This is a genomic window from Microbacterium sp. SY138, from assembly GCF_039729145.1.
Classification (GTDB): domain Bacteria; phylum Actinomycetota; class Actinomycetes; order Actinomycetales; family Microbacteriaceae; genus Microbacterium; species Microbacterium maritypicum_A.
In genome coordinates this window covers 358,760-376,448 of sequence record NZ_CP155793.1, presented here as the reverse complement: position 1 = coordinate 376,448, position 17,689 = coordinate 358,760, and the positions used below count along the sequence as shown (strand labels likewise).

Genomic DNA, 17,689 nt, shown 5'->3' with positions numbered 1-17,689 from the left:
GACCAAATACCCGAACCAGATACCCGACGCGACGCCGAAGACGAACCGGATGCCGCTCGACTCAGGCCACTCGGGGGTCGCGCGTCGCGGCGAGCTCGCGGCCGTAGGTGCGAGCGTCGGCCTCGGCGTTCTCCTTGAGCTCGCGCGCCGTGTCGGCGAAGGCGTCGAGGGCCGGGTTCACGCCGACCAGGGTGAACGGACGCTGCACGACGCGCAGGTCGAGGCCCCAGACGTCTTCGAGTACGCGGCGCAGCCACCCGGTCGAGTGGTCCCAGCCCTCCTTGGGCGAGCCGGCCGCGTAGTTGCCGCCGAGCACGGTGACCAGCGTGGCGGGCTTGCCGTTCAGCGCAGTGCCGGTCGGGTCGATGCGCGCGTCGGTGTAGGCCAGGTCGAACCAGGTCTTGAAGTGCTGCGAGACGCCGTAGTTGTACAGCGGCACCGCGAACAGGAGCGCGTCGGCGCCGATCAGCTCATCGGCGAACTGCGAGGCGAGAGCGCGGGCATCGTTCTGCGCGGGAGTGCGCTGGGCCGCGTCGACGAAGCCGCCGGTCACGGCATCCGCCCAGGCGGTCGCGGGCACCGGGTCGCTCGCCAGGTCGCGGCGGGTGACCGTGGAGTCGGGGTGGGACGCGGTCCACTCGGCCTCGACGAGGTCGGCGAGCGCTCGGCTGGCGGACGACGCGGGAAGGATGCTGGCATCCAGGCGGAACAGGGACATGGGCCTACCTCTCGTTTTCGTAGTCGCTAGGTTTTTCTTAGCGGCAGTGATTAACGTAGCACGATAGGATGAGGGCATGGCCGAGGTCGACGAAGAGCGTCAGGTGTGCGACGTTGCCGTCACACTCGCCTTCAGCGTGCTCGGAAAGCGGTGGAACGGCATGATCGTGTCGTCGCTCGGCGGGGGGCCATCGACCTTCGTCGCTCTGCGTCGGGCCGTCGCCGGAATCAGCGACACCGTGCTCTCCGACCGCCTCGCCGAACTCGCCGAGGCCGGACTCGTGGCCCGCACGGTCGACGCCGGCCCGCCTGTGACCGTGTCGTACGCACTCACGCCCGCAGGGGAAGGACTCCTGCCGATCCTGAACCAACTCGGGCAGTGGGCCTCGGCGAATCTCGCCGCGCGCGCCCACTAAGACGTTTCATCCGTCTGCCACCCGCATGACCGATCAACGGATGCATGCGAACACACCGAGTAACCCTCATGCATCCGGGGTCTCCTCATGCAGGTGGAAGCCCCACACCCGTCACCAGGGGCTGGGCTCGTAGTCCTTCAGGAACACGCCGTGGATGTCTTCGCCGGCCTCGCCGCGCACGATCGGGTCGTACACGCGGGCGGCGCCGTCGACCAGATCGAGCGGGGCATGGAAGCCCTCCTCGGCGAGGCGCACCTTCGTGTAGTGCGGACGCTCGTCGGTGATCCAGCCGGTGTCGACGGCGGTCATCAGGATGCCGTCCTTCTCGAGCATCTCGCCCGCGCTCGTGCGTGTGAGCATGTTGAGCGCGGCCTTGGCCATGTTCGTGTGCGGGTGTCCAGGGCCCTTGTAGCGGCGGGAGAACTGTCCCTCCATCGCCGAGACGTTGACCACGTACTTGCGGTGCGCATCGGACGCGGCCATCGAGGCACGCAGACGGCTGATCAGCAGGAACGGCGCTGTCGTGTTCGCGAGCTGCACCTCGAGCATCTCGAGCGGATCGACCTGCTCGATCGACTGCACCCAGCTGTTGACGCGGTTCACGTCGGGCACGAGGCCGCCGGCGTCGATCGCGGTGCCGTCGGCATGCTTCTCGAGCGACGACGATCCGGGCGCCATCGCGAGGCGCGCGAGATCTTCGGCCGTGAGTGCCTGACCACCCTGCTCGGCGACCGTGCCGCCGAGGGCCGCGACCGAGAGCAGCGGATGCGCATCGACCGAGGCCTGCAGCGCTTGCGGGTGCGGGTCGGCCGTGTGCCCGAAGGTCTCCATCTCGGGCAGGGGTCCGTCGGGGAGGGGCTGCAGCTCGGCATCCGCCAACAGGGAGTAAGCACCCGGCGAGCGGCGTACAGTCTGTGCGGCGTTGTTGATGAGGATGTCGAGCGGGCCCTGAGCGGCGACCGAGTCCGCCAGGCCGATCACCTGAGCAGGGTCGCGCAGGTCGATGCCGACCACGCGCAGGCGGTGCAGCCAGTCGGCCGAGTCGGGCAGGGCCGAGAAGCGTCGCACGGCGTCGCGCGGGAAGCGGGTCGTGATCGTGGTGTGTGCGCCGTCACGCAGCAGCCGCAGCGCGATGTGCATGCCGATCTTCGCGCGGCCACCCGTGAGCAGGGCGCGCTTGCCGGTGAGGTCGGTGCGGGCGTTGCGCTTGCCGTGGCTGAAGCGGGCGCAGTCCGGGCAGAGCTGGTGGTAGAACGCGTCCACCACGGTGTACGGCTGCTTGCAGATGTAGCAGTTGCGCGGCTTCAGCAGTTCGCCAGCGATCGGGGCGTCGACCACGCTCGTGGCGAGGTCATGGCCGCGGGTCTCGTCGTCGATGCGGTCGGGCGCCCCGGTGGCGGTGCGGGCGACCACGGCCTTGTCGGCCTCGGCGATAGCGTCGCGGATCTGCTTGCGGCGCACGCGCTTGACGTCTTTGAACATCGCCGCGGTGGCCTGGCGTACCGCGATGAAATCGGGGTGCTCGTTGTCGATCCGGTGCAGCTCGCGCAGCACGCGCAGCGTGGTGGCGAGATCTTCGGAGTCGACGCCCGGTCCGAGGTCGGGTGCAGCGTCGGAGGGGGCGTCGGTCATTGTCCCGATTTTACGCGAGTGTCCTGGGCATCCGCCCCGCCGCCCTCGCCCTCGCCCCCGGTGCCGAGTGCACGGCGTGTCGCCGAGCGCACGGCGTATCAACGCCGAAGAGCCGTGCGCTCGGCGAGATCCCGTGCTCTCGACGCACACACGTCCCCCGTGGCGACACCTCGCTAGGCGATGCCCCCGCCGTCGACGACGAGCGCCGAGCCCGTGACGTACGAGGAGTCGTCGCTCGCGAGCCACACCACGGCCTGTGCGACCTCGCTCGGCTCGCCCATGCGGCGCAGCGGGCGATCGGCGGCTTCGGCGAGGAACGCGTTCGTGTCCTGCGCCAGCTGACGCGCTTCCTCCCGCAGCATCCCGGTGTTCACGTCGCCGGGGTTGACCGAGTTCACCCGGATGCCGGCGGGACCGTGGTCGATCGCGAGCGCGCGCGTCATGTTCACGACCGCGCCCTTCGAGGCGCAGTAGGAGATGGCCTGGCCACCGCCCTTGAGGCCCCAGCCCGACCCGGTGTTGATGATCGAGCCTCCACCCGCCGCCTCCATGACCGGAACGATGTGCTTGCACATCAGGAAGATCGAGCGCACGTTCACGCCGAAGACGCGGTCCCACTCCTCGACGGTCGTCTCGACCGCAGTGGTGCGGCGGATGATGCCGGCGTTGTTGAAGACGACGTCCACGCCGCCGAGCTCGGCCACGGAGGTCGCGATCACCCGCTCGATGTCGGGCTCGCTCGCGACGTCGGCGGCGATCGCGACGGCCGTGCCGCCGGTCGCGCGGATCTCCTCCGCGACGGCTTCGGCCGCATCCGCGTTCAGGTCGACGACGGCGACCGCCGCGCCCTCGGCGGCGAGCGCGAGCGACGTGGCGCGACCGATGCCGCCGGCACCGCCGGTGACGATTGCCTTCTTGTTCTCGAGACGCATGGGGTGTCCTTTCGGGTTCGTTCAGACTGGGGGTCAGACAGGAGATGGTCAGACGGAGATCAGTTCTGGCGCGCTCACGGCGTAGAGGCTGCTGGTGCCGACGCCGGTGATGATGCGGACGTGCCCGGCGAGTCTCGCATCGAGTTCCGGGTCGCCGGTGTCGACGAGGAGGGGGCGTCCGTGCAGGTCGATGAGCTTCTGCTCGGGGGCGACGACGAGGAGCGGGTCGTCGCCGAGTGCGCGCAGCACAGACGCCGAGAGCTGTTGATTGCCGCGCCCGAGCAGGAATCCCTGCCCGCCGATGACGGTGACGACGGCCTGCGCCGGACCCTCGGCGATCTGGGCGAGCAGCTCCTGCTCACTCGCCCCGCGGACGAGGATGGCACCGTCGAGAACGACGTCGACGCCGAGTGGCGATCCTTCGACGCCGAGCTGCCGGGTGATCTCGGCGATCGTGCCGCCGGGGCCGAGGAGATAACGCACGCCCGGCCGCATGCGGGAGACGGCCCCGCGGGCCGCGGCCTCGACCGCGGCCGCTTCGGTGACCGGCGTCGGCGCCTTGCGCGCCTGCGTGCGGCCCGAACGATGCGGCACCCGGAGCATTCCATACAGCGTGGGGTCGACGCGGGCGCGCCGCATCGACGCCTCGTCGATGTCGAGTACCTCGCGCTCCTCGGTCGGCAGCCCGTCGTGGTCGATCCAGTCGGCTGCGATCGATCCCGCCGCCCGTGGGCTGACCGCGAACACGGGCGAGTACATCTTCACTCCGGCGGGCACTCCGAGGACTGCCGGCAGACCGAGCCGCGGCGTACGCGTGCCCGATCCGCCCTGACCGTGCACCTGTCGGGAGTTTTCGGCCTCGAACGCAGATCCGTCGTCGCCTCTCCCGCCATCCACCCTTTCACCCGACGGATGCCCCACGGCACCGAGCCCCGAGACCGCGTCGCGCAGGGTGCCGTCGCCGCCCACGACGAGGATCAGATCGGCCCCTGCCGCGGCCAACGCTGCGATCGCACGCGAGGTATCCGCCGCCTCCGTCACCCCCGCCGCCTCAGGCGATCCCGCCGAGCCCGCATCGCGCGCGCCCACCCCGACGACGCGCGGCACAAGTCCTGCCGCGCGGACCGCGTCGGCGCCCATCGCACCGGCGACGGTCGCGACCACGAGCCCCGGATGCCGTTCGGCGAGCGTCGTCAGGGCGAGGACCGCCCGCTCCTGCACGCGCGAACGGGCGCCGCGCGCGAGGGCGAGGCGCTGCACGTCCGCACCGTCGGAGCCGGCGAGGCCCGCGGGCCCGCCGACACCGGCGACAGGGTTGACGACGAGGCCGATCACGACGCGACGGACTCCGCGGGGAAGTACTTCCGCTGGTACGCGCGCCAGGTGATCGCCCACCGCTCCGGGTCGTCCAGATCGTCATGGTGCGTGTGGTGCACGGTCTGGTTGTGCGGGGCGGTGCGCACCACCTCGGGGTTCTCGCGTGCTTCGCGTGCCACTTCGGCCAGGGTCGCCGCATATTCATCGAGCTCTGCCATCGAGTACGACTCAGTCGGCTCGAGCGTGAACGGCTGCGGCACCACGTAGGGGTGGTGACTCGTCCAGTAGTGCATCCCGAAGTCGGACATGCGCACGCCGATCTCCTCCGACGAGATGCCGGTCTCCTGGTACAGCTCCTCCCACGAGTAGCGCACCTGCTCGATGCGGCGGCGACCCGTGGCATACGGCGCCGAGGCTCCGGGGATCGCGAGCACACGAGCCATCAGGTAGTTGTTGTTCAGCACGGCGGTCTCGGCGGCGGCGAGCAGTCCCTCGGCGCCGAGGGCCATGATCCACGAGTAGGCCTTCACGAGCGCGGGGATGACGCCGAAGAACGGGCCGACCGCGCCGATCGACAGCTCTCCCGCCTCGACCACCCCGAAGGTCCCGTCATCGGCCCGCACCACGCGCGGCCCCGGCAGGAACGGGGCGAGGGCCGCACTCACGGCGTTCGCGCCAGATCCCGGTCCGCCGCTGCCGTGCGGGGTGCCGAAGGTCTTGTGCAGGTTGAAGTGGCACACGTCGAAGCCGGCATCGCGGGCGCGCGTGACCCCGAGGATGCCGTTCGCGTTGGCCTGGTCGTAGGAGGCGAGGGCTCCGACCGCGTGCGCAGCGTCGACCCACTCCCGGATCGCCGGATTGTAGATGCCGGTGTCCTCCGGGTTCGTGACCATGATCGCCGCGGTGCGGGGCGACAGGGCGGCCTTCAACGCGTCGAGCGACGGATAGCCCTCGGCGTCGGGGTAGACCGTGATGACCTCATAGCCGGCCGCCTTCGCAGCGGCCGCGTTCGAGGGGTGGCTGAAGATCGTGGTGATGACCTCGCGACGCTGCTCGCCTTCGCCGTTCGCCTCGTGGAAGGCGCGGATCATGGCGATATTCGCCCAGATCGCCGCCGATCCGCCCTGCGTGTGCAGCGAGACCTCGTCCATCCCGGAGATCTCGGCGAGCATCCGCTCCAGCTGCCAGACGATCTCGAGCACGCCCTGCGCGTCGGCCGGATCCTGATGCGGGTGCATCGCGGTGAGCTGCGGAGTGTTCGCGAGCTGGTCGTTGATCTTCGGCGCGTACTTCATGGTGCAGGTGCCCTGGCCGATGTCGACGTTGAAGTCGGCGCCGAGATTCTCCTGCGACAGGCGCAGGTAGTGCTTGAGCACGCGCATCTGCCCCATCTCGGGCAGGTTCGGCTTCGCGGCACGGCGCAGGGAGGCGGGCAGCGCGGCGACCACGTCGCCCACGACCTCGCGAACGCCGGGCTCGACCTGCGACACCAGCACGCCGCGTTCACCGGGGGTGCTCAGCTCGAAGATGATCGGCTCGTCCCAGCGGGCCTGTTGGAATCGGCGCAGCGTCGGCTTCGGGGCGACGGGAAGACTCATCGGTTCTGCTCCTTCGCAGCCTGGTGTGATGCATGGGATGAAGACGCGTCGGATGCCGTGACCTCGGCGAGCGCGCCGGCCAGGGTATCGATGTCGGCCTGGGTGGTGAGCTCGGTGACGCAGACGAGCAGGCGGCGCTCCCCCACGACCACGCCGGGCTCGATGCCCTTGGTGCGGAGCGCCGTGACGACCGCTTCGGCCGTGACGTCGGCGAAGGTCACCGTGAACTCGCGCAGGTGCACGGCGTCGTCGTCGAGGGAGACACCCGGCACTGCGGAGAGCGCCTGCTGCGCGTACCGGGTGCGGGCGAGCAGCACCTCGCCGAGCTCGGCCATGCCGGCCGGTCCCATCAGCGCGAGGTACACCCCGGCGGCGATGCCCCAGAGGGCCGCGGCCGTGCCGACCCATTCCTTCCCCTCCTCGCGGTGTGCGAACGAGGTGCGGTCGTAGGCCACATCGCCGAAGCCGTACTCACCGGGCACGTCGGTGGTGGCGAGCCCGAACAGGCGCGAGGGCATCTCCATCACGAAGGTCGGGTCGTCGTGCACGGCGATGAACCCGCCGTGGGCGCCGCCGAACCACTGGTGCAGGCCGAGGGACTGGATGTCGCCGGTGACGATGTCCGCTCCCGAGACCGAGGGCGGGGCGAGGACGCCGTAGCCGATGGGGTCGGTGCCGACGACGACCACGGCGCCGGCCGCGTGGGCGGCATCCGAGATCTCCTGCAGGGACGCCTCCACGGCGCCGGTGGCGCTCGGCGTCTCGATCCAGACCGCGGCCACGTCATCGCCCAGCGCCGCGCGAACGGCGGCGACGTCGGCCGTACCGCCGACGGTGGGTACGAGCTCGAGCGTCAGGTGCGCGCGGACGTAGTCGTGCACCTTCGCGAGCTTCGCCGGCAGCACGTCGCTGACGACCAGCACCCGCCCGCGGCCCGTGAGTCGCCCCGACATCGTGAGGCCGGTCGCCGTCGCCTGGTAGCCGTCGTAGGTCGGCACGTTCACGACGTCCATCTCGAGCAGCTCGGCCATCAGCGATTGGTACTGGAACAGGGCCTGGAAGCGACCGTGGTCCTCGTAGGGCTCACCGGCGTACGCGGTCAGGAACTCGCTGCGGCCGATGACCTCGTCCACCACGGCGGGCACGTAGTGGTTGTAGGTGCCCGCGCCGAGGAAGCTCAGCCGCTCCTGGGTCGAACGGTTCTTGGCGAGCAGCCCCCGCACGTGGCGGGCGAGGTCCTGCTCGGCCGCGAACGGGGTCGGAAGGTCGAGCGGACGTCCGAGTCGCAGCGACTCCGGGATGTCGGCGTAGAACTCGTCGACCGAGGCGGCGCCGACGGCCGCGAGCATCGCCGCTCGGGAGGCCGGGGCGGTGTTGGGGATGTACGGATGCACGAACGGGGCGGTCATGCGTCCTCCTTCTCGGGGATCAGGGTGGCAAAAGGGATGGAGGCAGCGCGGGGTGCGGCGAGAACGGCGACGCCGTAACGGTCGAGCTGGAGCCGGTCCGCGTGACGGATGCCGGTGAGCAGGTCGACGCCCGGGGTCGGGATCTCGAACGCGACGGGGGAGCGCCCGTGGTTCAGATAGAAGGTGTAGTCGGTGGTGTCGTCGGCACGGGTGACGACCTCGACCTCGACGTCGGTGCGCTCGCGGGCGGGAACGCCGGCGGTGCGCAGCACATCACGGAAGACCGGGAGCAGGCCCTCAGGGTCGAACATCGCACTGACGTACCAGGCCGACCCCGCCCCCGTCGTGCGACGGGTCACCGCGGGCAACCCTTCGAGCTCGCCGCTCGCGTACGCCCCGCGTACCTCGACATCATCATCCGCTTCGAGCCACTCGCTCCACGAGGGCACGCTCAGGCGCTCGCCCGCAAAGTCGATGCTCTCGGTCAGACCGTCGGCGATCGGCCACTGCTCGTCGACCTCGATGCCGAGCAGGTCTCGCAGCAACCCGGGGGCTCCGCCGTCGTGCACCTTCTCCGTGGCGTCCACCACTCCCGAGAACGGTCCGACCACGAGGTGCCCGCCGCGCTCCACGAAGGCGGCGAGCGCCTCGGCCTGCGGCTGCTCGACGATGTAGAGGTTCGGCACGACGACCACGTCGTAGGCGTCGAAGGGGCCGGTGGCGCGAACGGCATCCACCGGCTGACCGAGCGTGTATAGCGCTCGGTGCCACGCGCGCGCCTGCTGTACCCACTGCAGCCGCTGCGAGGGCAGCGACTCGACCGCGCTGGTCCCCCACCATGAGTCCCAGTCGACGACCAGCGCCACGCGCGAGCGCACCCGGGTTCCCCGCACCTGCTCGAGCTTCTTGAGTTCGAGCCCCAGCGCCTTGGTCTCCCGGAAGCTGCGTGAGCGCTCCCCGCGGTGGCCGAGCATCGACGAGTGGAACTTCTCCTGGCCGTACTTGGCCTGGCGCCACTGGAAGAACATCACCGCGTCGGAGCCGTGGGCGACGGCCTGCAGGCTCTCGATGCGGATCTTGCCCGGCGCCTTCGGCACGTTCACGTCGCGCCAGCTGGTCGCGCTGGCAGATGACTCCAGCAGCAGCCAGGGCTGTCCGCCCTTGAGCGAGCGCATCAGGCCGTAGTTGAGAGCCGCGCCGACGTGCGATGTCGGGTCGGCGGGCTCGGGGTAGGCGTCATCGGTCACCACGTCTTCGACGGCGGCGAAGTCCCAGTAGTCCAGGTCGCGGAACATGCTCATGAAGTTCGTGGTCACCGCGATGTCGGGGGTGACCTCGCGCAGCACATCGATCTCGACCTGGAACAGCTCCAGAAGGGCGTCAGACGAGAAGCGCTCGAAGTCAAGCAGCTTGGTCGGGTTGACAGGGCCGGGCGCCTTCTTCGGCGTCTCGATGTGCTCCCACGAGGTGTAGCGCTGACCCCACACGTTCACACCCCAGGCCTCGTTCAGACCGTCCAGATCGCCGTAGCGGTCCTGCAGCCAGCGCCGGAAGTGCCGGGCCGACTCGGGGCACCAGCACCGCGAGGTGTGGTCGCCGTACTCGTTCGAGATGTGCCACATCGCGAGGCCGGGGTGCTCACCGTAGCGCTCGGCCATGGCCCTGGTCATGCGGGCGACGTTCTCGCGCCAGACCGGCGATGACGGGCAGTACGTCTGGCGCGATCCGAACTCGAGCCGGTGCCCGTCGGCATCCCACGGCGCCATCTCGGGGTGGGCGCGCAGCAGCCACGACGGCGGGGTCGCGGTGGCGGTGGCGAGGTCGATCGCGATGCCCGCCTCCCACAGCAGATCGATGATGCGGTCGAGCCATGCCCAGTCGTAGACACCGGGCTCCGGCTCCAGCTGCGGCCAGCTGAAGATCGGCAGGCTCACCATGTTCACGCCGGCTTCGCGCATCAGGCGGATGTCTTCGTGCCAGATCTCTTCCGACCACTGGTCGGGGTTGTAGTCGCCGCCGTAGGCGAGGGCGTCGAGGCGGACGCGTCGGGTGGGCTGGTCGCCACCGGGTGCGGGCACGAAGTCTCCTCTCTGAGTCATCACCGGCTGATCCGGCGGTGCACTGGTGCGAATCCGGAATCGGCTGTATTCTGTATACAACACACTAGGACGTCGTCCCAGGCCCGTCAACCCATAGGCTGACGGGCAGGCGGCAGAAGAGGGGACGCATGGCGATCGAACGCAAGAACCTGCGCTCGCAGGTCCGGCAGGAGCTGCTGAACCGCATGCGCGCCGGACTCGTGCAGCCCGGCGAGGGCATCAACGAGGTCCAGCTCGCCACCGAGCTCGGCGTCAGCCGCACTCCCCTGCGCGAGGCGCTCATCGCCCTGGAGTCCGAAGGGCAGATCGAGAGCGAGAACGGCAAGGGCTTCCGGTTCGTCCCGCTCAGCGCCTCCGAGTTCCGCGATCTCGCTCCCGTCCTGGCGGCGCTCGAGAGCCTCGCGATCGAGCTCAGCCCGCCCGACGAGCTGCGTCGCATCGGCGCGCAGCTCAAAGAGATGGCCGACGCGTTCGCCGACGAGCTCGTGGAGCACCAGCTCGTCATCACCAAGGACGACGAGTGGCACAGCGTGATGCTGTCGGCCTGCCCGAACGCCCGTCTCCTGGCCGTGATCGACAACGTGCGCAGCTCGTTCCACCGCTACGAGTCGCTCCTCGTGCCCGAAGACGTCAAGGTGGAACGCGTCGCCGCCGAGCACGCCGAGATCGCCCGCCACCTCGCCGTCGGCGACATCCCCGGCGCCGTCGAGGCCCTCAAGCTCAACTGGATGCACGGCATGCAGCGCATCCTCGACAACGCCACGAGCTCGTACTTCACGGCGTAGACCGCCCCCGCATCCCCTCACCCCTTCACCGCGCCGCCGAGGAGACCTGCGACGAACTGCTTCTGGAAGATCAGGAACAGCAGGAGCAGGGGCAGTGTCGCCAGCAGCGACCCCAGCATCAGGCCGGAGTAGTCGACGCGGCTCATGCCGATCATCGTGTTCAGCGCGACCGGAACCGTGTAGTTCGCCTCGGTGTTGAGCATGAGCAGCGGCCAGATGAACGCGTTCCACTGGCTGATGAACGTATAGATCACGAGCGCCGCGATCTGCGGCTTCGCGACCGGAAGCACGATCCGATAGAACGTGCGCAGCTCGCTCGCGCCGTCGATCCTGGCCGCCTCGATCAGGCTCGGCGGGAAGTCGAGGAACCCCTGGCGCATCAGGAAGATCCCGAACGCGTTCGCCAGGAACGGCAGGATCACGGCCTGATACGTGTCGATCCACCCCATGCCGGCCATGATCTGGAACAGCGGGACCAGCAGCACCTGCATCGGGATCATCATCGTCACGAGCACGAGCGCGAGCAGCACACCGCGTCCACGGAATCGATAGGTGGCGAGCCCGTAGCCGCACATGATGCTGACGATCGAGCTGAAGACCGTGTAGATCACCGCGATCAGCAGGCTGTTGAGCATCACGCGGCTGAAGCCGATGCTCTCCTCCAAGCGGGCGAGGTTCTCCCACAGCGCGTCGCCGGGGAGCACCGGGAGCGGCGTGCCGAACAGCTCCGAACTCGGATGGGTGGAGGCGATGACCATCCACAGGAACGGGATGATCGACACCAGCGAGGCCACGACCAGCAGCAGGTAGAGCGGCAGCCGCAGCATGCGCGAACGGGCGCCGCGCTCCCCCGCTCCGAGGCTGCGGGTGTCGCGGCCGGAGGTGACCAGGGTGCGGGTGGCGAGATCTGTCATGGCTTCTCCCTCATGACCCGGAACTGCACGACGGCGATGATCGCGGTGATCAGAACCAGAATCCAGGCGATGGCTGATGCGTAGCCGAAGTCGAACTGTCGGAACCCGACCTTGTACAGGTAGAGCACCGGGGTGAGCGTGGCGTCGTTGGGGCCGCCGCCCGTGAGGATGAAGTTCTCGTCGAACAGCTGCAGTGCGCCGATCGTCGAGGTGATCCCCGTGAAGATCAGCACCGGCCGCAGCTGCGGAAGCACCACGCTCCAGAACGTCTGCCAGCGTCCGGCGCCGTCGACCTTCGCCGCCTCGTAGAGCTCCGGGGGGATCGACTGCAGGCCGGCGAGGATGATGACCATGTTGTAGCCGGTCCATCGCCAGGTGACGGCGGCGATCACGGAGACACGCGCCCACCACTCGTTGTTCAGCCAGTCGATCGGGGCGACGCCGATCACACCGAGCATCTGGTTCACGGCGCCGCCGTCGGTGGCGAGCAGCACGCGGAACACGACGGCGTAGGCGACCAGCGTGGTCACCGCGGGCAGGAACGTGAGCAGGCGGAATCCCGAACGCCACCGCAGCCATGACTGGTTGAGCAGGTAGGCGAGCCCGACCGCGAGCACCATCATCAGCGGCACCTGGACGATGAGGATCAGTCCCGCGTTGAACAGGCTCTTCGCGATCAGCGGGTCGGAGAACAGCCGCTCGTACTGGCCGAGTCCGACGAAGCTCGTCACGCCGCCCTCGGTGCGGAACAGGCTCTGCCAGAGCGAGGCGCCCAGCGGATAGGCGAAGAAGAACAGGAGCAGGGCGGCAGCCGGCAGCACGAACCAGCGTCCGGCCCTGCCCGGGTCCAGCCGTCGGCGGCCGGACCCGGGCGAGGTCGCGGAGGTCATGGTTACTTCGCGACCTCTCGACCGGTGGAGGTGGCGAGCTGCGCGGCCGCATCGGCGAGCACGGTGGCGGGGTCGGCTCCGTTCAGCACGGCGGCGGCGACGGCGTTGGCGACGATGTCCGAGGCCTCTGCACTGTCCGAGGTGTAGAAGATCGGCGGGATCTGGGCCGTGAGCTCTGCGAAGGTCTCGTAGACCGGCTGACCGCCGAAGTACTCGACCGGCTTCGAGAAGTAGTCCGATTCCAGTGCGGGCAGGTACGACGGGAAGAGTCCCTCGTTTGTCATCATCGACACCTGGTTGTCGGCATCCGCCAGCACGAAGTCGACGAACGCCGCGGCCAGCTGCGGGTTCTTCGCCTGCGCCGGCACCGCGAGGCCGGATCCGCCGTTGTTCGACGTGCGGGCACCGCCCTCGTCGAACGCCGGGAGCGGGAGCACGGCGTACTTTCCGCTCAGCTCGGGGGCGTCGCCCTGGAGCGTGCCGATCCACCAGACGGCGTCTGCCGTCACGGCGGAGTCGCCGTCTTTCGCCGAGGTGACCCGGCCGTCCCATCCGGTGACGTTCTTGATGAGACCGGCCTCGTTCATCTCCTGCAGCATGGTGAGCACGCGCACGGCTTCCGGCGAGTCGAGCGTGATCTCTCCCGCCTCGTTGAACAGCCCCTGCCCGAGCTGCTGCAGCAGCACCTGAAAGCCGCCACCGGCGGAGAGGTCGGTCGAGAGCAGCGTGTGGCCGGTCTTCTCCTTGATGACCTTGCCCGCCGCGATCAGATCGTCCCAGGTCGCCGCGGCCTCGATGTCGACGCCCGCCTGCTCGACGATGTCTGTGCGGTAGTACAGCGCCACGGTGCCGGAGTCCCACGGAGCGATGCGCAAGGACCCGTCGGCATCGGAACCCGCGGACCACTTGAACGGGTCGAAGTCGACTTCATCACCGCCCAGGATCGGGTTCAGGTCGAGCATCCCCTTCGGGAACTGCGTGATGTAGCCGGGGGCGGCATCCGTCTCGATCGTGACCACGTCGGGCAGGCCGGTGCCCGCTTGGAAGCCGACCGACATCTTGTCATAGGCGTTGTCGTAGCCCACGTCGACGACCTTCACGGTCGTGCCCTCGTGGGCCTTCTCGAAGTCGGCCGCGAGCCGCTCCAGGGCGACGGCTCCGACATCCCACGACCACACGGTGATCTCTCCGTCGAGCTTCGCGTCGGGGTCCAGCGCGACCGCGTCGGACCCTCCGGTCGGCACTCCTCCGGTGGCGCATCCGGCGAGCGCGATCCCGACCGCCGCGAGCGCGGCGATCCCTGTGAGCTTCTTCTTCATGTCTGACTCCTTCGTCGTTGAAATGAATATTGAATACAATCGAGTTCCGCAGTGCTCCGGTCGCCGTTCCTGTCGGTTGCCGCCCCGGCAACCGACAGGAATCGCGACCGGAACGGATGCCGTCAGCTGAGCTGCACGGTGAGGTCGATGAACAGCGCAGCCGACCAGCCGAACGCGGTGGTCGCCGTACGCGCCTTCCGACCTGTGTGCGGGTTGAAGTACTCGTGCGGACCGCCGCCGTGGATCACGAGGGCCACGGTCTGCTCGCGCAGCTCCCGTGCCCGCTCGGGGTACCCCGACGCCTCCAGCCCCTCGGCGACCAGCATGCTCGTGTTGACCCACACCGGTCCGCGCCACATCCGCTCGTCCGAGAAGTCGGGATCCGATGCTGCGACCGTCGGCAGCCCCCAGGGCAGGGCGAAGCGCTCGGGGTCGTCGACGGCCTGGCGCAGCGCATCGGCGATCGGCGCCGGCAACGTGCCCGTGAGCAGCGGCATCAACCCGACGACCGTGTCGCTGAGCTGCGGCTCCCCGCCGCCATACGCGAGGAATCGCCCGAGGTCCGGATCCCACATGCGCAGCAGCCGCTCCTGCGTGCTCTCGGCCCGTTCCCTCAACCGCGAGACGTCGGCATCCGGCTCGTACTTCTCCAGCAGGGCGGCGAGTTCCCGATCCTGTCGCACGAGGTACGCACCCAGGTCGGGAGCCGCTGTCGGCAGCGGACCGTCGAAGATCGGGCTGTCGTCGAGCCCGGAGGAGTACGGGTGCCCGTACTCCGGCATCCCGTCGTGGTCGAGGTCGCTGCCGTCGAACCACCAGTCCTGCGAGCGGACGATGCGGGTCAACTGCCGGCGCGCGTAGTCGGGGGCATCCTCGGCCTCGAGCACCTTGCGCAGCGCCCAGGCGGCGAGCGGTGGTTTGGTGAGCGGCACGGGGGCGCTCGGGTCGGCGATCTGCGATCCGGCTCTGCGCAGGTTCGCACGGTCGCTCTCGGGCAGGTCGTCGCTGGTCGCGAGCACTCCGAGCTCGTGCACCACGTCGGGCAGCTGGCCGTCGGGCTGTGGGAACCGGAACGCGATGTCGAGCTGCTCGCGCGCGAGCTCCGGGTCGCCGTGTCGCAGTCCCACGGCGATGAAGTACGCATCCCACTGCCACAGCCCGACGTAGCCGATCTTCGACGGCACGATCGCCCTGGCATCGCCCAGCGACGGCAACTCGACGATGTTCGCGCCGAGCACCCACCAGCAGAACGCCGTCATCTCCTGCAGGTCGCCGCGCACACTCGGGCACTTCGCGAACCAGTCGGTCCAGATCGCCTCGGTCGCGGCGAGCGCCGCCGCGTGGTCGCCGGGCTCGACCGTGACAGTGCGGTCGGCATCGATGCGGAGGCGAAGACCGTCTCCGAGCGGATGCTCCTCGACACTCCCGTCCGGTCGCCGAAGCCGCACCCGCGACCCGGGTTCTCCGCCGAGGCCCAGCGTCGACGGATCGGCGAAGGTCAGCGTCGCCGCAGCAGCGCCGAACGTCACTCGCGCCGGATGCACGTCGGTCACCGCACGCGCCTCGCCTGAGGCGTCCACCATGATCAGCGCATCCAGCACCCGGCACTCCGAGAGCCGCCGCTCATACTCCGAGGTGTGCACGCGCACACCGTTCCCGTCCTCCGCGCGGAAGACGAGCACGCGCGAACGCGGCAACGTGAACGGCGCCGAGGCCAGGTCGAGGTGACGGCCGGCGAGGGCGGCGGCATCCGTCATCATCGCCCTCCCAGCCCCGATGCGGCCATGCTGTTGAGGATCTTCCGCTGACCGATGACGAACACGATCAGCATGGGCACGGTCGCGATCGCCGAGGCCGCCATCACGAGTCCGTAGTTGATCGAGCCCTGCTGTCCCTCGAAGGCGTTCAGCAGCAGGGGAACCGTGAACAGGTCGGGCGAGTTCAACAGCACGAGCGGAAACAGGAAGGCGTTCCACACGTCGAGCGCCACGATGATGCTGAGGGCAGCGAGGCCGGGCTTCAGGTTGGGGAGCACGACGCTCCAGAAGATGCGCCAGCGACCGGCACCGTCGACGATCGCCGCTTCTTCCAGCTCACGCGGCAGAGCCAGCACGAACTGCCGCATCAGGAACACCGCGAACGGGTTCGCCATGATGCCCGGGACGATCAGCGCGAGGTGCGAATCCACCCAGCCGAGGTTCGACATCAGCAGATAGAAGGGGATCAGCGTCACCTGCTTCGGGATCATCTGCGTCGCGAGGAAGACGATGAAGAGCACCTTGCTGCCGCGGAACCGGATGCGCGCGAACGCATATCCCGCCATCGACGCCGTGAGCAGCGTGCCGACCACCACGAGGATCGCGATGTACGCGCTGTTCAGGTACGCCTGGCCGAACGGGACCGCGTTCCAGGCCTGGGTGTAGTTGTCGAACGTCCAGGGATCCGGGAGGAACTGCAGCGGGTTCTTCAGCAGCTGCGGCAGGGTCTTGAACGAGGTCAGCAGCATCCAGATGAACGGGAACACCATGCCGATCCCTGCCACCACGAGCACCACGTGCAGCAGGGTCGAACCGAGCCGGCGGCGTGCGCGGTCGACGGCGGGGCCGCCACGGCCACGGGACCGGTAGCCGGGCGCAGTGATCGCGATGGTGGAGTCCGTGGCCGGAGCAGGGCCGGTCAGCGGGGGCGTCTGAATGCTCATGCGGGGTCATCCTCGTAGTGGACGAACTTCTTCTGCGCGCCGAACTGCACCGCGGTGATGACGAGCGTGAGCAGGAGCAGGATGATGCTCGCGGCGCTGGACGGACCGAACTCGAACCGCCCGAAGCCCAGATCGAAGATGTGGTAGACGATCGTGCGGGTCGCGTTGTCGGGGCCGGCGTCCTGCACCAGCACATAGACCGTGTCGAACGTCTGCAGCGACGAGATGAACGCGACCACCGACGAGAAGAAGACGATCGGGGAGAGCAGCGGCAGGCGGATGCTGGTGAACAGCCGCCACGGGCCGGCACCGTCGATGCGCGCCGCCTCGATCACCGAGGGTGAGATGTTCTGCAATCCGGCGAGGAAGATCACGACGTTGAGGCCCATCGACGACCAGATGGTGACGATGCAGACGGCGAGGAGGGCCAGCTTCGGGTCCTGCAGCCAGTCGGGCGGGGTGACCCCGAAGACCTTCGCGATCGTGGTGGACAGCAGCCCGTCGGAGCGGAACATCTGCTGCCAGATCATCGCCACCGCGACCGTCGAGGTCACGACCGGGGCGAAGAACAGGATCAGGTAGAGCGTGCGCGTCTTGAGCTTCTCGAGTGCGACAGCGACGATCACCGAGAGACCGAGGCCGATGGGGACCGTGACGATCGCGATGATGAGCGTGTTGAGGATCGCCCGACCGAGGAGCGGGTCGGTCAGCTGATCGGCGAAGTTGGCGAAACCCACCCAGGTGAGATCGGTCAGCCCGTCCCAGTCCGCGAAAGCGAGCACCAGGCTGGCGGCGAACGGCAGCACGACGAACAGCCCCATGCCGATCATCTGGGGGCCGACGAAGACGTACCCCCACAGCCGGTCGCGGCGACGCCAGAGCGCCTCCTTGCGCAGGGGCGGGGCGGATGCCGCAGGGGTGACCTGCGGCATCCGCCCGTTCTCGGTGAGAGTGCTCACT

General features: G+C 69.0%; 15 protein-coding genes. 2 read left to right on the top strand and 13 right to left on the bottom strand.

What is annotated here, in order from left to right; all coding sequences use genetic code 11:
• Positions 1-61 precede the first annotated feature (61 nt).
• Positions 62-718, bottom strand: coding sequence for an NAD(P)H-dependent oxidoreductase (locus tag ABDC25_RS01745; RefSeq protein WP_029265148.1), 657 nt, complete (start codon positions 716-718; stop codon positions 62-64).
• Positions 719-794: 76 nt separating this feature from the next.
• Between ABDC25_RS01745 and ABDC25_RS01740 the strand changes: the two genes are divergently transcribed.
• The gene (locus ABDC25_RS01740) at positions 795-1,133 is read left to right on the top strand and encodes a helix-turn-helix domain-containing protein (protein ID WP_021198374.1); all 339 of its coding nucleotides are present in this window, start codon (positions 795-797) and stop codon (positions 1,131-1,133) included.
• Between the two features lie 111 nt (positions 1,134-1,244).
• Here ABDC25_RS01740 and ABDC25_RS01735 read toward each other — a convergent pair whose 3' ends face one another.
• The 6 genes from ABDC25_RS01735 to ABDC25_RS01710 form a co-directional block, all read right to left on the bottom strand.
• Entirely contained in the window at positions 1,245-2,765 is a 1,521-nt protein-coding gene (locus ABDC25_RS01735) for an SDR family NAD(P)-dependent oxidoreductase (RefSeq protein ID WP_347124521.1), read from the bottom strand.
• Between the two features lie 173 nt (positions 2,766-2,938).
• Complete coding sequence (locus ABDC25_RS01730; RefSeq protein WP_297558894.1) at positions 2,939-3,697, bottom strand: glucose 1-dehydrogenase; 759 nt, start codon at positions 3,695-3,697, stop codon at positions 2,939-2,941.
• A gap of 48 nt (positions 3,698-3,745) precedes the next feature.
• The gene (locus tag ABDC25_RS01725) at positions 3,746-5,032 is read right to left on the bottom strand and encodes an NAD(+)/NADH kinase (RefSeq protein WP_347124519.1); all 1,287 of its coding nucleotides are present in this window, start codon (positions 5,030-5,032) and stop codon (positions 3,746-3,748) included.
• Positions 5,029-6,612 carry an aminomethyl-transferring glycine dehydrogenase subunit GcvPB gene (gcvPB, locus tag ABDC25_RS01720; protein ID WP_347124517.1) on the bottom strand — a complete coding sequence of 528 codons (1,584 nt, stop codon included), beginning with the start codon at positions 6,610-6,612 and terminating at the stop codon, positions 5,029-5,031. Before gcvPB ends, ABDC25_RS01725 begins: the two co-directional genes overlap by 4 nt.
• Positions 6,609-8,021, bottom strand: coding sequence for an aminomethyl-transferring glycine dehydrogenase subunit GcvPA (gene gcvPA / locus ABDC25_RS01715; protein WP_167253568.1), 1,413 nt, complete (start codon positions 8,019-8,021; stop codon positions 6,609-6,611). Before gcvPA ends, gcvPB begins: the two co-directional genes overlap by 4 nt.
• The gene (locus ABDC25_RS01710) at positions 8,018-10,099 is read right to left on the bottom strand and encodes a beta-galactosidase (protein WP_021198380.1); all 2,082 of its coding nucleotides are present in this window, start codon (positions 10,097-10,099) and stop codon (positions 8,018-8,020) included. The genes gcvPA and ABDC25_RS01710 overlap by 4 nt, the downstream gene beginning before the upstream one ends.
• A gap of 149 nt (positions 10,100-10,248) precedes the next feature.
• Between ABDC25_RS01710 and ABDC25_RS01705 the strand changes: the two genes are divergently transcribed.
• Positions 10,249-10,905: a GntR family transcriptional regulator gene (locus ABDC25_RS01705; RefSeq protein ID WP_021198381.1), complete on the top strand. Its 657-nt coding sequence runs from the start codon at positions 10,249-10,251 to the stop codon at positions 10,903-10,905.
• Between the two features lie 17 nt (positions 10,906-10,922).
• On the opposite strand, the gene ABDC25_RS01700 is transcribed toward ABDC25_RS01705, so the two are convergent.
• The 6 genes from ABDC25_RS01700 to ABDC25_RS01675 form a co-directional block, all read right to left on the bottom strand.
• Positions 10,923-11,819: a carbohydrate ABC transporter permease gene (locus ABDC25_RS01700; RefSeq protein ID WP_021198386.1), complete on the bottom strand. Its 897-nt coding sequence runs from the start codon at positions 11,817-11,819 to the stop codon at positions 10,923-10,925.
• Positions 11,816-12,709 (bottom strand): sugar ABC transporter permease, encoded by an 894-nt coding sequence (locus ABDC25_RS01695; RefSeq protein WP_347124513.1) that lies wholly within the window; start codon positions 12,707-12,709, stop codon positions 11,816-11,818. Before ABDC25_RS01695 ends, ABDC25_RS01700 begins: the two co-directional genes overlap by 4 nt.
• A gap of 2 nt (positions 12,710-12,711) precedes the next feature.
• A complete protein-coding gene (locus ABDC25_RS01690; RefSeq protein ID WP_347124511.1) occupies positions 12,712-14,028 on the bottom strand; it encodes a sugar ABC transporter substrate-binding protein in 1,317 nt (438 codons plus the stop codon).
• Between the two features lie 122 nt (positions 14,029-14,150).
• Complete coding sequence (locus tag ABDC25_RS01685) at positions 14,151-15,788, bottom strand: hypothetical protein (protein ID WP_347124509.1); 1,638 nt, start codon at positions 15,786-15,788, stop codon at positions 14,151-14,153.
• The gene (locus tag ABDC25_RS01680; RefSeq protein ID WP_021198390.1) at positions 15,785-16,729 is read right to left on the bottom strand and encodes a carbohydrate ABC transporter permease; all 945 of its coding nucleotides are present in this window, start codon (positions 16,727-16,729) and stop codon (positions 15,785-15,787) included. Before ABDC25_RS01680 ends, ABDC25_RS01685 begins: the two co-directional genes overlap by 4 nt.
• Positions 16,726-17,688, bottom strand: a complete 963-nt coding sequence (locus ABDC25_RS01675) for a sugar ABC transporter permease (RefSeq protein ID WP_021198391.1) — start codon at positions 17,686-17,688, stop codon at positions 16,726-16,728. Before ABDC25_RS01675 ends, ABDC25_RS01680 begins: the two co-directional genes overlap by 4 nt.
• Position 17,689: the final 1 nt, after the last annotated feature.